Source organism: Bariatricus sp. SGI.161 (assembly GCF_050313695.1).
Taxonomy (GTDB): Bacteria; Bacillota; Clostridia; order Lachnospirales; family Lachnospiraceae; genus JAFBIX01.
This window is the reverse complement of the sequence record NZ_JBNPLX010000009.1, coordinates 87,878-103,222: the sequence shown is the minus strand read 5'-3', so window position 1 is coordinate 103,222 and position 15,345 is coordinate 87,878. Positions and strand designations below refer to the sequence as shown.

The window sequence follows — 15,345 nt, the reverse complement described above, 5'->3', positions numbered from 1 at the left end:
TCAGACACTAGCGTTCAGCCAATTCTTTGATAATATCTTCCCAGGTAATTCCTTTTTCTACCATTAATACCATGGCATGGTAGAGGAAGTCCGATAATTCATACTTTACCTCTTCCGGATTCGGATTCTTTGCCGCAATAACAACTTCTGTAGCTTCTTCTCCAACTTTCTTCAGAATCTTATCAATTCCTTTGTCAAACAGATAATTCGTATAAGAACCCTCTTTTGGATTCATTTTTCGGTCGACAATAGTAGCATATACCGACTCAAATACCTTTAACGGATTGGTCTCATCATAATCCGTTCCTGCAAGCGGCTGGAAAAAGCATGTTGGATTTCCTGTATGACACGCCACACCAACCTGATCTACCTTTGCAAGCAATGTATCATAATCGCAGTCAATTGTCAGAGACTTTACATACTGAAAATGCCCACTTGTCTCACCTTTGACCCAAAGCTGTTGTCTACTCCTGCTAAAATAGGTCATCTTACCTGTCTTAATCGTCTGATTAAACGCTTCTTCATTCATATAAGCCAGCATCAATACTTCCTGTGTTTTGTAGTGTTGAACAACCACAGGAAGTAAGCCCTGCTCATTGGTTTTAAATTGGGAAAATTCCATAATACTCTCAAAAGAAGTCATTGCAATATCTTCTTTTCCACATTTCGTCTTAAATGCATCAAAATCCATATCCGTCTGACTGACATATTTCCCGGACAGTCCTTTCACACCAGAACATTTCAGGATTTTGAATAACTCATCTTCTTCCATCGTATCCGTCACAATTACACATGGAACATCCGTTACATTAACAACAGAATTCAAGTCTAATCTATGCATAAATACAATTTCACTGCAGCATTCCTGAATAATGTGCTGATGTTTGAATAATGCATCAAAATCCTGCAAGGAAACTGCCAGTTTTTCCTTACCAAATCTCTTGGCAGCATCTTCCAGAAGCTTTCCACTTCCTTGCTTTGAAAAATTGACCATTGCTCGTTTTGCACCTGCATATAATATTTTCTTAATATCTTCCTGTCTCTTTACATTACCACCAGCTACCATTGGAATACGAATCACACGATTCATACGTTTCATCAAATCTATCGACTCATCATGTTCCTCATCCGATTCTGATAAATCAAATATCAATAATTCATCCGCTCCATTGTCACTATAACTCTTCGCAAGTGCAACAGCATCTTCTGAAATTACAGTATGGTCATCGAACCATTTTACAGCTTTTCCTCCTGCAATAAACAGGCAAGGAATCAATTTTTTAAAATTCATATCTATCTTCTCCTTTTATAGGCTTCCTTTTGTCGTCCATGCTTCCTGTATTCTCGGCTCATCCATCGTTGCCATGTCCAGAGCTTTTCCAAAACTTTTAAACAGTGCTTCTGCCTTGTGATGATTGTTCTCGCCATCTAAAACACGAAGATGAATATTCATCATGGCACTATAAGATACCGCATAGAAGAATTCCTTTATCATTTCAGTGTCCATATCTCCAATGCAATCGACCGTAAATTCAGAATCAAATCTTAGATACGGTCTTCCTGACAAATCTACGGCACACAATGCCAAGGTCTCATCCATTGGAAGGATAAAATGACCATAACGCCTAATTCCGACTTTATCGCCAATTGCTTCCATTATTGCCTGTCCTAACACAATCCCAGTATCTTCAATAGTATGATGGCAGTCCACCTCGAGATCACCTTTTACCTTTACAGTTAAGTCAAATAATCCATGTCTGGCAAATCCATCCAGCATATGATTAAAAAAGCCGACCCCTGTATCAATATTTGTTTTTCCGGTGCCATCCAGATTCAATGTTACCATAATATCTGTTTCTTTTGTTTTTCTTGTACAACTGGCTGTCCGCTCCATATTACGCGCCTCCTATTTTATCTCTGTTCTTATTCAAAACGAACCTTGATGGAATTTGCATGCGCAGTTAATTGCTCTGCTTTTGCAAAATTCTCAATATCTTCATGGATCTCTTCCAGCGCTTCTCTTGAATATGCAATAATGCTTGATTTTTTGATAAAATCATCCACTGATAATGGAGAGAAAAATTTTGCAGTTCCATTCGTAGGAAGGACATGGTTTGGTCCAGCAAAATAATCTCCCAGAGGCTCACTGGAATATTCGCCTATAAAAATCGCTCCGGCATTGCGGATTTTTGTCATCACATCATAAGGATTCTTTGTCTGAATCTCCAAATGTTCTGACGCAATATCATTTGCAATCTCAATCACTTCTTCCATGGTATCTGCCACAAGGATATATCCATAATTATCCAAAGACTTCTGTATAATTTCTTTTCGGGATAATACTTTTACGAATTCATCCACTTCGTCCGATACCTTTTGTGCCAATTCTTCACTTGTCGTTACCAGAATTGCAGATGCTAATTCATCATGTTCTGCCTGCGACAGCAGATCCGCTGCAACATATCTGGGATTGGCCGTATCATCTGCAATGACGAGAATCTCACTTGGTCCTGCAATGGCATCAATACTGACATGACCATAAACTGCTTTCTTCGCCAACGCTACATATATATTGCCAGGTCCCACAATCTTATCTACTTTTGGAATACTTTCCGTACCATAGGCTAATGCTCCGATTGCCTGCGCTCCTCCTACTTTGTAGATCGCATCTGCACCTGCCTCGCAGGCCGCAATCAGAGTATTCGGCGTAACTTTACCATCCCTTCCCGGAGGTGTCACCATAATAATTTCATCCACACCGGCTACCTTTGCCGGAACAATATTCATCAATACAGAAGACGGATAGACAGCTTTCCCGCCCGGCACATACACGCCAACTCTATGTAATGGTGTTACCTTCTGTCCAAGCATCGTCCCATCTGGTTTACTGTCAAACCAACTGTATTGTCTCTGCTTCTCATGATAAGTCTTAATATTATGCAGTGCCTTTCGGATAATGTCGACCAATGCCGGATCTGCCAGATCATATGCCTCCTGAATCTCTTCTTCTGTAACCCGGATATTCTCAGCAGATATAATTGCTTGATCAAACTTCTTCGTATAATCAAAAAGTGCCTGGTCTTTTTCTGTTTTCACGCGTTCTAAGATCTCAGCGACTCCCTGTTCATACTGACCATAATTATTAGGACTTCTCTTTAAAAGATCTTCCAAAAGATTCTGTCTCGTATCTTTATCCAAATGTTGTATTCTCATACAATCGCATCCTTTCTATATTATCTATATCTGTATCTGTGTACGAAGCTTTGTAAGAAGTGACTTAATTCTGTCGCTTTCCATACGCATGCTCACTGGATTCACGATCATTCTTGCAGACAGAGGACATACTTCTTCTAATACTTCCAGACCATTTTCCTTCAAGGTAGACCCAGTCTCAACAATATCTACAATTACTTCTGACAATCCTACAATCGGAGCAAGCTCAATAGAACCATTTAACTTAATGATCTCTACCGTCTGATGCTTGGTATTATAGAAATAGTCCTTAGCAATGTTCGGATATTTCGTCGCAACGCGAATCAACTCATGATGTTGAAGTAATGGTGCTGCATCCTTATAACCACAGACACACATTCTGCACTTTCCATATCCAAGATCAAGCACCTCGTGGACTTTACGCCCCTCCTCAAGGATGGTATCTTTTCCTACAACTCCGATATCAGCTGCACCATACTCTACATAAGTAGGAACATCAGGACCCTTTGCAAGAAAGAATCGAAGTTTTAATTCTTCGTTTGTAAAGATTAATTTTCTTGAATCTTTATCTTTCATTTCCTCACAGGTAATTCCAATCTTTTCAAATAATTCCAGTGTCTGTTTTGCCAGACGTCCTTTTCCCAAAGCAAATGTAAGGTATCTCATGTTGTCACTAACTCCTATCTGTACTATTCACAATCTTATGCTCACCAGTCACCAGATTAATCATGGTAATTTCCCCTGATTTCTTGATGTAAATCAGATTGCCGGCATAATATTCTTTTCCATATGCTACATAATCTTCTAATAGCTTTCCTTTGTCTTTCTTAATAAGTTCTGCATTCTTTGCCTTTCTTCGGAAATCTTTTGCGAGGGCAATAGCCTCTCTTTGTTTTCCTTCATCGTATATGATCATTGTATTCTTTCTGGTATATACAATGCGAATTTTCTGGCGAGTCAAAGCATTCATCAATTCATCCAGTACAATAGCAAAGCCTATAGACGGAGATTGCTTGCCGAACTTTTCAATCAAATGATCATATCGTCCACCTTTTACAATCGCATCTCCTGTTCCGAATGTATATCCCCGGAAAATAATACCTGTATAATATCCATACGTACCTGTCATACTCAAATCAAAGTTCACGAACTTTTCTACCCCGTATAGCTTTAATGTATCATAGATCTTTTCCAGGCGGCGAATTGCCATTACACCTTTTGAATTCGGTGCAATATTTTTAGCATGAACGAGAATATCTACGCCACCGACCAACTCGTTTAGTGCAGCGAACGCCTCTTTAGAACTTCTCTTCACCTGGATACTCTCAAGAAATTCTTCTACTCCAAAGTAATTACGATTATTGATCAATTCTCTGACACGCTCTTCTGCTTCTTCATCCAGGCAGGCATCTTCTATCAGGCTCTGAAAGAAGTCTACATTTCCCACATTTAACTGAAATTCTTTTAATCCTATCGTAAGCAGAGATTCAATGACCAGTGCAAGCATCTCAGCATCTGCCTCAACAGAATCATCTCCCATTAACTCAGCACCCATCTGAGTTGTCTCACGCAGACGTCCCTGATAATTAGAATGGTTTACAAACGTGTTTCCGGTATAACAAAGACGAATCGGCAATTCTTCTTCTTTGAATAAGGTTGCAACTGCACGCGCGATGGACGGAGTGATATCCGGACGCAGTGCAAGTGTATTCCCGTCTTTATCAAAAAACTTATATAAATCTTTGGATGGAATGGTACCAATCTCTTTTCCAAACACATCAAAATATTCAAATGTCGGTGGCTGGATATCATGGTATCCGTAGAGGTGAAATACCTTTTTAAGACGTCCTTCCAGCGCAAGTCTTTTTCCACATTCTACATTGTATATATCTCTGACTCCTTCCGGAGTATGCAATACTTTTTTCATATTTCCTCCAAAATCATTGTAATCTTTCCACTTTAACATGCTACCACGTTAAAAACCTTATTGAATTATAAGCATTTTCCTACTCTTTGTCAAGTTCCTCTCTCAGTTCCAAATCTAAGTTTATTGCGTCGAGATAAGGGACGTAACATCCATGATGAAATTCCATAAAAAACCGGTCATCCAACTCTTCCAAGCGAAAACTTTTTCTGCCGCCTTCTTTTGCCCTCTTCCAGAACACCAACAATTCTTTAAGGCGCATATAATATAAAATATTTTTCGCTGAATAATAGATTAATATAAAAGCAATTCCATCCTGTTTTTCAAAATTAATCATGAACTGAATCTGATGCTCATGAATATTCTGCAGTGGAAATGTATCCGCCACACATTCCTTTGCGTCAAAACACACAGGGATGCCTTGAACTGCTCCAATATAATCAATCGTACTTCTCTGATCAAAATATGCCAACGTAATATGACGATGTTCCTTATCCATTTTTACCGGCGTGATTGGTGTCGGAATCTTCTGCATCAACGCCAGTCCTTTTTCCAGATACCATTCATTGGTCCGATTGACCATCTCTTCTAATGTTGAACCTCTAAGGCCTCTTGAGTTCCATGTTGCCATGCTGTCTCCTTTATTACTTTCCAAAATTCTGTCGGTACTTTCGCTGTATAAGTTTTTCTCGAAACATCTTCAAACGGAGATGTCAGCTCTGGAAATTCAAGCTGATATGCATGCAGCAGCTGAGATGTAACCTTATACTTTTTCCGAAAAGAATCATTCCAGACGCAATCTCCATACTTGTAATCTCCCAAAAGTGGGTGTCCTTCAGATGCAAGATGAGCACGGATTTGATGAGTTTTTCCGGTAATCAGATGAACACGCAGCAATGTCATCGAATCATTCCAGGCAATCGGAACATATTCTGTCTCAATCGGAACATCACCAGACTTACTTACCGTTACTTTATTCGTTCTCTCATCTTTTTGAATATATCCATAAATATGCCTGGGCTTTAGAATTCTTCCTTTTACAATGCACAGATAATACTTTTTCAATGTTCTTTCTTTCAAAAGATGTCCCATGGTCTGTAGACAAATGAGTGTCTTTCCAGCCACAATCAATCCGCTGGTATTGCGATCCAGTCGATTACAAATAGAAGGTCTGAATGTCTTCAAATCCTCTTCGCTGATTTCTTTCTTATTAATAAGATATGATATCACATATTCTACTACAGAAATATCACTCTTTTCAGCCCTTTGTGACAACATACCAGAAGGCTTATTGATTAGCAGTATCTGTTTGTCTTCATATACAATATCCAAAGGAACAGATTCTATTCTATCGACAGAAGAATTCTGGAATGGAGAAGAAAACTTTTGAATTGTTTCATCAGCCAAAAATAACTTCACACTGTCTCCAACAGATAATTTTTCATTTCCCGTTGCTTTCTTACCATTCAGCACAATATTTTTCTTTCGAAGCATCTTATATATGAAACTGCATGGTGCCTCACTTAAGTATTTTTTCAATAGTTTATCCAGTCTTTGTCCAGCTTCATTAGGTTTTATTACAATCTCTTTCATAGTAGTCCTTTTTAGAAACACTTATATTACATAGAAATACTTAAGATAATATTCTTAATTTCTCGTTCTTTCTTCCTTGAGTTCGGCTTATCGACCGCCGCAATATTATTCATTCCCTCTGCCCGCGATAAAAACGCAACATAATCATGAAATATTTTCACCGTCATCTTATCATATCGATGATTTTTTAAAATATTCTTGATATGCTTTGCAAGTGCTGTTTCATCCGTCTTAGGGCTGCTCGTATAACCACATACTATATGGTCTGAGATTACGATTGCATCAACCGGCATTACTTTTTCACTGCTTGTGATGACCATATCATAAACTTGTGTGAGAAGATTAGCTTTCTCATGAATTTCCTGATATTTTTCCGGCTCAATACTCTTATGCGGTGCCATTGTAATAAACTCAACTAACATCTTTGCTGCCGGAAGGCAGCCTACAACCGCAATTACCGTAAACAAATTCAAACGTGTTTTTGTCTGTACATATCCCAGTACAAAAATTGCAATTACAATTCCAAATTCCAGAATAGACCAAATCAGATATTTTGTTTTTTGTGATTTGATATACCCCGGATGCCCTTTTTCAATTTTCATCTTTAAGTACACTCCCTGCTATATTTCACTTATTTTGTTTGCAGCTCCCATAATATCAGTTATCCATGTATATGGCAGCAGTTTCGTCAATCCCCTTGCGCTCTTCATTGCATATCCATAGACAGATACAGGTTTTTTCCTCACAGAATCCATGAGTGCCAGTTTTACCACTTCTTTAGAAGACACTTTCACAGATGATTTAAAGGAATTTGGCAAAGATCCTGAGCGTTCAAAAAATTCTGTATCAACAGGTCCCGGACATACGGCTGTTACAAAAATGCCCCTACTTTTCAGTTCTGTTCTCAACGCCAGCGACAAACTGTACACATACGATTTCGAAGCCGCATACACAGCAAATCCAGGCTGCGGAGCAAAAGCAGCCGCAGATGCAACATTAAGAATTCTACTTCCCTTCGAAAAATAAGGCAGACAGATTTGAATCATTTTTGTCAACGCTTTACAATTCAAATCAATCATTCCACTTTGTTCTTTTATATCAACCTTTGCAAAGCATCCCATCTTGCCATATCCTGCCGCATTCACAAGCATGCGGACATCTGCCTGATGGCGATCCAATTCTCTTTCCACTCGTTCAAATATATATTCTCTTTGAAGATCACCGTCAAATGTTCTGACCGGAAGCGTCAATTGTTCCTGAAGCTCTTTTAAACGTTCGGTTCTCCTAGCTACTACCCATAATTCATCCAGATTCTTATATAATCTCGAAATCTGGCAGGCAAACGCTCTTCCCATTCCAGAGGATGCGCCTGTTATAATTGCGATTCTCACTGCAATCATCTCCTTGTATCTCTGTTATTATTTTGTTTTCTTTTTGTGAACATTGCGAATTGCTTTTTTCTTTTTCGGCTTGCCTTTTTGATTCCTGTCATTCTTTTGGTTCGGAATAAAATCAGAATGTCTTGGACGTATCAGACAATGCTTGTCATATCCGACCAGATCCATTCTTCCTGCTTTTTTCAAAGCTTCCAGTACCAAATCATAATTCTTTGGATTACGATACTGAATAAGAGCTCTCTGCATCGCCTTTTCATGAGGATTTTTCGGCACGTAGACAGGTTTCATATCTCGTGGATCCACACCCGTATAATACATACATGTAGATATCGTCGACGGAGTCGGATAAAAATCCTGCACCTGTTCTGGCATATACCCAAGATCTCTCAGATATTCCGCTAATTCAATTGCTTCCTTCATCGTTGAACCCGGATGCGAAGACATCAGATACGGCACCAGATACTGTTCTTTGTGAATTTCTTGATTAATCTTTTTATATTTTTTTACAAAAGCCTGATAAACGCTGTTTTCAGGTTTTCCCATCTTCTGAAGAACTGCATCCGACACATGTTCCGGTGCAACTTTTAACTGTCCACTTACATGAAATTCACACAATTCGCGGAAAAATGTATCATCTTTATCTGCCATCACATAATCAAATCGAATTCCCGAACGAATAAATACTTTTTTAACATTTGGCAGTTCTCTTAATTTTCTCAGTAATTGAATATAATCCTGATGATCCGCTTTCAGGTTCCGACATGGACGTGGGAACAAGCACTGCTTCTCCTTACATACTCCTCGAGTCAACTGCTTTTCACAAGAAGGATGTCGAAAGTTCGCTGTAGGTCCCCCTACATCGTGTATATAGCCTTTAAAATCCTTATCCCAGATAAACTGTCTCGCTTCAGCCAGCAGTGATTCGTGACTCCTTGTCTGCAGAATTCTTCCCTGATGAAAGGTCAAAGCACAGAAATTGCAGCCGCCAAAGCATCCACGATTGCTGATTAGACTAAACTTCACTTCTGAGATTGCCGGAACCCCTCCCATCGCTTCGTAAGATGGATGGTAAGTACGCATATAGGGGTAACTGTAAATTCTGTCCATTTCCGCCTGGCTCAATGGTCTGGCCGGCGGATTCTGAACCACATAGAGATGCTCTTCATAAGGCTCTACCAGACGTTTTCCCACGAAAGGATCCGTATTACAATACTGTGTATAAAAACTTCGGGCATAGTTCAACTTGTCCGCTTTTAAATCTTCAAAACCAGGAAGTGTAATCGCATCATATACACTATCCAGATTCTTAGCTTTATAAACAGTTCCTGGAATAAATGTAATATCTTTGACATCAATTCCACTATCCAACGCCTCAGCAATCTCTACAATAGATCGTTCTCCCATTCCATAAGACACCAAGTCCGCACCCGAATCCAAAAGCACCGACCTTTTTAAGCGATCAGACCAGTAGTCATAATGTGCCAGACGCCTTAAGCTTGCTTCAATTCCTCCCAAAATAATCGGTGTTTTCTTATATACCTGGCGAATCAGATTACTATAAACAACCGCAGCATAATCGGGCCTCTTTCCCATAACGCCGCCAGGGGTAAATGCATCTGTTTTTCTACGTTTCTTGGATACCGAATAATGATTCACCATAGAATCCATATTACCGGCAGAAACAAGGAATCCTAATCTAGGCTCACCATATTCCATAATGCTGGATTTATCCTTCCAATCCGGCTGAGCAATGATTCCTATCTTGAATCCATGTGCCTCCAGAACACGTGTAATAATTGCATGGCCAAACGATGGATGATCCACATATGCATCTCCAGATACATAGACGAAATCTACCTGCTTCCAGCCACGAGCTTCCATATCCTGTCTGCAAATAGGCAAAAAACCTTTTTCCATTCTTAAAGCACCTCATAAGTTTCTTTTTTTATTTCATCAAAACTAAATATATAATAATCTGCAAGTTCTCGTTTTTTTGCTTCTTGTGGTCTTGAAAAATCATCATCCACAGCGCATACTTTCATCCCAGCATTTTTTCCTGCCAGAATTCCCATTGGAACATCTTCAAAGACCAGGCACCGCTTTGGATCTACACCTAATTCCTGAGCAACCCTAAGGTATACATCGGGAGATGGCTTCCCAGCTGAAACTTCACAGGCACTTCGAACCACATCAAACAGTTCTGCCACATTCAAAGCTTCCAGTGTATCATCTGCAAGCCCTTTATCATTACTCGTGGCAATGCCAATTTTCTTCCCAAGGTTTCGCATCTCCAGAATAAATTCATAGACACCTTCTTTCAGAAATACTTGTGTCATATATTTATCATGCGCCATATCCATCCATTCATCCATAACCTGCTCTCGTGTACAATTCAGCTGTGGGTATGTATCCAGAAAAAACTGGGCCACTTCAATATAACTCTTTCCTTCCATGTCTTCATGGAAATTTTCAGGCTTTGTCAAATGATATTTTGCCAGATAATCATCATCAATAGATGGCCAGATCCACATAGAATCTACCAATGTTCCATCTAAATCAAATATAATTGCATCAACATCTCTAAGCATCTTAGTAGGCAATCTCTTCCAACTCCTTCTTCGTAAGCGGCCGATATTCTCCTGGTTTTAGGTTTTCATCTAGCTGAAGCTGTCCCATACTTTCTCGTTTAAGATAGACAACCTCTTTTCCCACAGCTTGAAACATACGCTTCACCTGATGGTACTTACCTTCCTGTATCGTTAATAATATCTCCGATTCTTCGCCACTTTTCAGTATTTCCAATTTTCCCGGTCTTGTCCACTCTTCTTTTTCACAAGTTCCGATATTCACTCCTCTGGCAAACGCCTCTACATCATCCAGTGTCACTTTCCCCGAAACTTTCGCGAAATAGATTTTATCTACATGTTTTTTAGGAGACAACAAAAGATGAGATAGCTGCCCATCATTCGTGATCAGCATCAGTCCCTCTGTATCTTTATCCAATCTTCCAACGGGGAAAAGATCCTTTCTCTTTTTTCCCCGAATCAGTTCAACGACCGTCTTATCCTTCCCATCTTCAGTCGCAGAGATGACCCCAGCCGGTTTATTCAACATATAGTATTCGAAAACAGCATAGGAAATTTCTTCTTTGTCAAGGGTAACACAGTCTTTTGTTTCATCCACTTTTAATTCCGGCGATTTTATAGTGTTCCCATTTACAGCCACTCTTCCCTGACGAATATATTTTTTTACTTCCTGGCGTGTCCCGACCCCCATATCCGCCATATACTTATCCAAACGAATCATCAACACAGCCTCCATCCCGGCAAATATTTATTTTTAAGAGTTCCATTTGTAAGCTTTCCCCATCCAAGCGGATAACCATCCACACATACAAGCTGCCATCCCTTTTTACTGGTTCCCGTCAGATCTTCGACGTCCACTGTTTCTCCCTTTAAATACCTCGCAACTCTGCAATCTTGCGCCGCCAGATCAATGCAATGCGCATACTCTTCTTTTTTCAGGCACATAGCCAAAGCCTGACTTGGTTCAAAACGATTTTTTTTCAGCTCCCCGAGCAACAATCCTGTTCGTAAAAAACGAATTCCTCGAACATCCGGAATATCTTCCGGCATATAATAGATTCGTTCTCCATGAATATCCAGGCGTGAGCTATCCAACTCCCAGGAGACATCTTTCATAAACTTTTCCAGATCCTCAGGAATTCTTTTGGCATTCTTCTTTTTTAATTTTAATTCTTTTTCCCGCAATGAGTCTCCCTTTTGCAAAAGAGCTACATAATGTCCCTCACCTTTCATTTTGTGAGGAAAAATTCGCACAGTTCTTTTAATATCTTCTATCTTTCCTTCTGTAAACTGTAGCATTCCCTGGCAGAATCCTTCGTATGGTAAAACATCCAGAATCCGAAACTCTGGATATTTCTCAAGCAACTGTTCAATAATTCTTTCATTCTCACGGCTATCGAACGTACAGGTCGAATAGAGCATCATTCCCCCTGGTTTTAGCATTCTTGCAGCCTGGAGGATAATACTTTTCTGAATATTACTAAAAAATTCTGGTCCATGTTCTTCCCAGGCCTTTACCATTTTTTTATCCTTGCGGAACATTCCTTCTCCAGAACACGGAGCATCTATAAGGATTTTATCAAAATATTCTACGAAATAATCTTCCAGCCTTCCCGGTTCCTCGCTCAATACCAATACATTTCCAATTCCAAAAACTTCAATATTTTTCAAAAGGCCTTTCGCTCTGGAGCTACTGATATCATTCGCGACAAGTACTCCTTGTCCCTGAAGCTTTGCTCCCAATTCTGTAGCCTTGCCTCCAGGTGCCGCACAGACATCCAAAACCCTGTCCCCTGGCTCAACAGGGAGCCGATTGGCCGGTGTCATTGCACTTGGCTCTTGCAGATAATATAATCCAGCAAAATAATACGGATGCTTGGCAGGAGATATCCGGTCCCCATCATAATAAAATCCATTCTCTATCCACGGAATCGGTGTAATCTCAAACGGACATATTTTTTGAAATTCTTCTACAGAGATCTTCCCCGTATTGACACGAAGACCATAGTATCTTGGCTCATCATAACAGGCAATATATTCATCAAACTCTTCACCCAAGAGTTCTTTCATCTTTTCTTCAAACACACTAGGCAGATTCATTATTCTTCCTCCATATTTACATACATAGCTTAGTATAACATATTCTTTCGTATAACTCTAGAAATAAGCATACTTTAATTTCTTATTTTCCAAAGAACGCAAAACGTAATATGGATTCACACTAATCTCTTCCCCGTCCTTATATGAATAGATTCCTACATGAAGATGTACAGCGAATTTGCCTTTTGTACCTTCCGGGCCATATCCAGAATCTCCCATATATCCCAACAGTTCCCCTGCTATCACTTGTTCTCCTTCTGAAATTCCGGCATAAGAGTCCAGGTGGGCGTAGTAATAATAAGTACCACTCTCTGATGTTATGCCAATTCGATATCCTCCTTTTTCAAGCCATCCCAGGTTTGTGACAGTTCCATCCGTCATACTCACTACTGGATAGATTCCCCTTTCATTGATCGATGCCATAATATCGGTCCCTTCATGTCCAGTTGTTCCTTTGTATTTACGCTCCATCATCCAGCTGTCTGTATAGAATGTTTTCAGTGACTTATCCACAGTCGATTCGGGAATTGGAAAATAACTCACTTCTTTTTCCACATTTTGGAGTAATGTTTTACACTCATCCGATAAAAGCTCTTCTTTTTCTCTCATAGATGACGAAAAAAAATCCCTTCGATATTCTGTATCTTTGATTGTTTTCTTTTGTAGACCATAATACTTTCCCATTTCCATAAGATGACCTGTTTCCAACACAGTAAAAAGAGAGAGCAAAAACAATAGAACTATAATTTTTCGTGTTTTTTTCTTTTTCATAAAAAAACTCTTTTTAATCACTATATGAACAGGACCAGTCCCCTATTCACCAGGGAACCGGTCCTATAAAATTTTAAAATATTAAGATCTTTTATTTATAGTTTTTGAGAATTCATTATTCCTTATAGCGAATCTTTCTTCATAAAACATCTATGCACTCCATAGAATAAAACAAAAGCAATTTTCCGGTGTCCCAATATGTCAATTCAACGTTTTCTGTCTACACTATCCGTCCTTCTTCTGTTTCTTTCCATGCTAATTTTTCCACAAGGTGTATTCCAAGGGGCAAGCTCTGGAATTCTTCTGTGGTTCAATACAGTACTTCCTACACTCCTCCCTTTTATCATACTGTCTAATCTATTGCTTCGTACTCCGGCTATCGACTGGATCGCCAGCTTCACAGCTCCTTTTATGTGCAGATTCTTCCATGTATCCTCATATGGTGCATTTGCGATTTTAACGGGTTTTTTATGTGGTTATCCAATGGGAAGCAAAGTAACTGCTGATCTCCTGAAACATAATTATATTTCAAAGAATGAAGGGCAATATCTACTTTCATTCTGCAATAACACAAGCCCGATGTTCATTATCAGTTACATTGTGTGGCAGAATTTGCAAAATAGTGCCTTAACACTTCCTGTTTTATTTATCCTTATGCTTTCTCCTATATTTTGCAGCTTTTTCTTTCGAAGATTCCACCAGATTCCTTTCAAAACATCAACATCCGTTCATCCGTTTTCAAAAGTCCATTATGGCTCAGAGACTCTTGAAAACCTTATAGACAAATGTATCATGGACGGATTTGAAACAATCACAAAAGTTGGTGGGTATATCATGCTTTTTTCTATTCTTATAGCATTAATAGAATATATTCCTTATCACTCTGTTCTCATCACTTCCATTATTTTACCATCACTGGAAATTACAACAGGAATAAAGATTCTATGTTCCGCACCAATCAGGCCGAATACCCAGATTGCATTCGTTCTCGCCCTCACTGCATTCGGCGGATGGTGCTCTGTCGCTCAGACAAAATCCATGATACACGGGACTGGTCTTTCCATTCTTCCTTATATAATAGAAAAGCTGATTACCGCATTGGTAACCAGCCTGTTTGCTTCCATCTATCTGTTACTGTTGATCTAATTCTTCATCATCTATCTCATATTCCATATCCGAACCCTGGTCGCCATACTCTGCTTCCAATCCACGGGATGACTGCTCCGGTATCTCCAATTCTGAACGATTGTTGCGAACCATGTCATAGCATTCCTGCAAAGAATTCACAAGACCATCATACTTGGTTGTATAGCTATCCAATGTATGACCGATAATGCTTTCTGCATTCGCCAACAAATCATCCGTGTACTGCAATGCGCCAATTCGAATATCATTAGCATCACTAGTTGCATTATCCAGAATCTGCTGTGCCTGTTCTGTTGCTGCCGTAACAATCTCATTAGCCTGCGCATACGCCTGCTGCATGATCTCATGTTCACTGACAAGCTCACTTGTATGAATCTGTGCTTCTTCGATCAGACTGTCTGCTTTTGCCTGGGCATCTGCAAGGATTGCATCTTTATTTGCAATAATTTTCTGATATCTCTTAATCTCATCAGGTGTCTTCATGCGTAGCTCACGAAGCAATTCATCCATCTGATCTTTATTTACAATAATTTTCGATGTAGATAACGGCTGGAACTTACAACTGTCGATATACTCTTCAATCTCTTCAATAATCTGTTCAATACGGCTGCTCATA

At 39.4% G+C, this 15,345-nt stretch carries 16 protein-coding genes; 1 reads left to right on the top strand and 15 read right to left on the bottom strand.

All coding sequences use genetic code 11. The features are described 5' to 3' along the window. Window positions 1-7: 7 nt before the first annotated feature. The 14 genes from hisIE to ACQRBH_RS07310 form a co-directional block, all read right to left on the bottom strand. On the bottom strand, window positions 8-1,291 hold the full coding sequence (hisIE, locus tag ACQRBH_RS07375) for a bifunctional phosphoribosyl-AMP cyclohydrolase/phosphoribosyl-ATP diphosphatase HisIE (RefSeq protein WP_235231484.1): 1,284 nt from the start codon (window positions 1,289-1,291) through the stop codon (window positions 8-10). 15 nt (window positions 1,292-1,306) lie between these two features. Further along, window positions 1,307-1,894 (bottom strand): imidazoleglycerol-phosphate dehydratase HisB, encoded by a 588-nt coding sequence (gene hisB, locus ACQRBH_RS07370; protein WP_427742037.1) that lies wholly within the window; start codon window positions 1,892-1,894, stop codon window positions 1,307-1,309. A 29-nt stretch (window positions 1,895-1,923) separates the two neighbouring features. Beyond that, window positions 1,924-3,213, bottom strand: a complete 1,290-nt coding sequence (gene hisD / locus ACQRBH_RS07365) for a histidinol dehydrogenase (RefSeq protein WP_427742038.1) — start codon at window positions 3,211-3,213, stop codon at window positions 1,924-1,926. A 24-nt stretch (window positions 3,214-3,237) separates the two neighbouring features. Next, on the bottom strand, window positions 3,238-3,879 hold the full coding sequence (gene hisG / locus ACQRBH_RS07360) for an ATP phosphoribosyltransferase (RefSeq protein WP_235231487.1): 642 nt from the start codon (window positions 3,877-3,879) through the stop codon (window positions 3,238-3,240). 7 nt (window positions 3,880-3,886) lie between these two features. Continuing rightward, on the bottom strand, window positions 3,887-5,140 hold the full coding sequence (hisZ, locus tag ACQRBH_RS07355) for an ATP phosphoribosyltransferase regulatory subunit (protein ID WP_427742039.1): 1,254 nt from the start codon (window positions 5,138-5,140) through the stop codon (window positions 3,887-3,889). 79 nt (window positions 5,141-5,219) lie between these two features. Then, window positions 5,220-5,768 (bottom strand): Holliday junction resolvase RecU, encoded by a 549-nt coding sequence (locus tag ACQRBH_RS07350; RefSeq protein ID WP_427742040.1) that lies wholly within the window; start codon window positions 5,766-5,768, stop codon window positions 5,220-5,222. Beyond that, window positions 5,726-6,730 carry an RluA family pseudouridine synthase gene (locus ACQRBH_RS07345; protein WP_427742041.1) on the bottom strand — a complete coding sequence of 335 codons (1,005 nt, stop codon included), beginning with the start codon at window positions 6,728-6,730 and terminating at the stop codon, window positions 5,726-5,728. Before ACQRBH_RS07345 ends, ACQRBH_RS07350 begins: the two co-directional genes overlap by 43 nt. A 26-nt stretch (window positions 6,731-6,756) precedes the next feature. Further along, window positions 6,757-7,332 (bottom strand): hypothetical protein, encoded by a 576-nt coding sequence (locus ACQRBH_RS07340; RefSeq protein ID WP_347376277.1) that lies wholly within the window; start codon window positions 7,330-7,332, stop codon window positions 6,757-6,759. An 18-nt stretch (window positions 7,333-7,350) separates the two neighbouring features. Further along, a complete protein-coding gene (locus ACQRBH_RS07335; protein ID WP_427742042.1) occupies window positions 7,351-8,130 on the bottom strand; it encodes an SDR family NAD(P)-dependent oxidoreductase in 780 nt (259 codons plus the stop codon). Window positions 8,131-8,148: 18 nt separating this feature from the next. Further along, window positions 8,149-10,044 (bottom strand): YgiQ family radical SAM protein, encoded by a 1,896-nt coding sequence (locus ACQRBH_RS07330; protein WP_427742043.1) that lies wholly within the window; start codon window positions 10,042-10,044, stop codon window positions 8,149-8,151. A 2-nt stretch (window positions 10,045-10,046) separates the two neighbouring features. Then, a complete protein-coding gene (locus ACQRBH_RS07325) occupies window positions 10,047-10,715 on the bottom strand; it encodes an HAD family hydrolase (protein ID WP_235231554.1) in 669 nt (222 codons plus the stop codon). Between the two features lies 1 nt (window position 10,716). Next, the gene (locus ACQRBH_RS07320) at window positions 10,717-11,433 is read right to left on the bottom strand and encodes a pseudouridine synthase (protein ID WP_427742044.1); all 717 of its coding nucleotides are present in this window, start codon (window positions 11,431-11,433) and stop codon (window positions 10,717-10,719) included. After that, window positions 11,433-12,812 (bottom strand): RsmF rRNA methyltransferase first C-terminal domain-containing protein, encoded by a 1,380-nt coding sequence (locus ACQRBH_RS07315; protein WP_427742046.1) that lies wholly within the window; start codon window positions 12,810-12,812, stop codon window positions 11,433-11,435. The genes ACQRBH_RS07320 and ACQRBH_RS07315 overlap by 1 nt, the downstream gene beginning before the upstream one ends. 57 nt (window positions 12,813-12,869) lie before the next feature. Continuing rightward, complete coding sequence (locus tag ACQRBH_RS07310; RefSeq protein ID WP_427761274.1) at window positions 12,870-13,502, bottom strand: M23 family metallopeptidase; 633 nt, start codon at window positions 13,500-13,502, stop codon at window positions 12,870-12,872. A 915-nt stretch (window positions 13,503-14,417) separates the two neighbouring features. Between ACQRBH_RS07310 and ACQRBH_RS07305 the strand changes: the two genes are divergently transcribed. Then, window positions 14,418-14,729 carry a hypothetical protein gene (locus tag ACQRBH_RS07305; protein ID WP_427742048.1) on the top strand — a complete coding sequence of 104 codons (312 nt, stop codon included), beginning with the start codon at window positions 14,418-14,420 and terminating at the stop codon, window positions 14,727-14,729. Here the strand turns inward: ACQRBH_RS07305 and ACQRBH_RS07300 are convergent. Beyond that, entirely contained in the window at window positions 14,715-15,344 is a 630-nt protein-coding gene (locus tag ACQRBH_RS07300) for an ATPase (RefSeq protein ID WP_235231499.1), read from the bottom strand. The genes ACQRBH_RS07305 and ACQRBH_RS07300 overlap by 15 nt on opposite strands. Window position 15,345 lies beyond the last annotated feature (1 nt).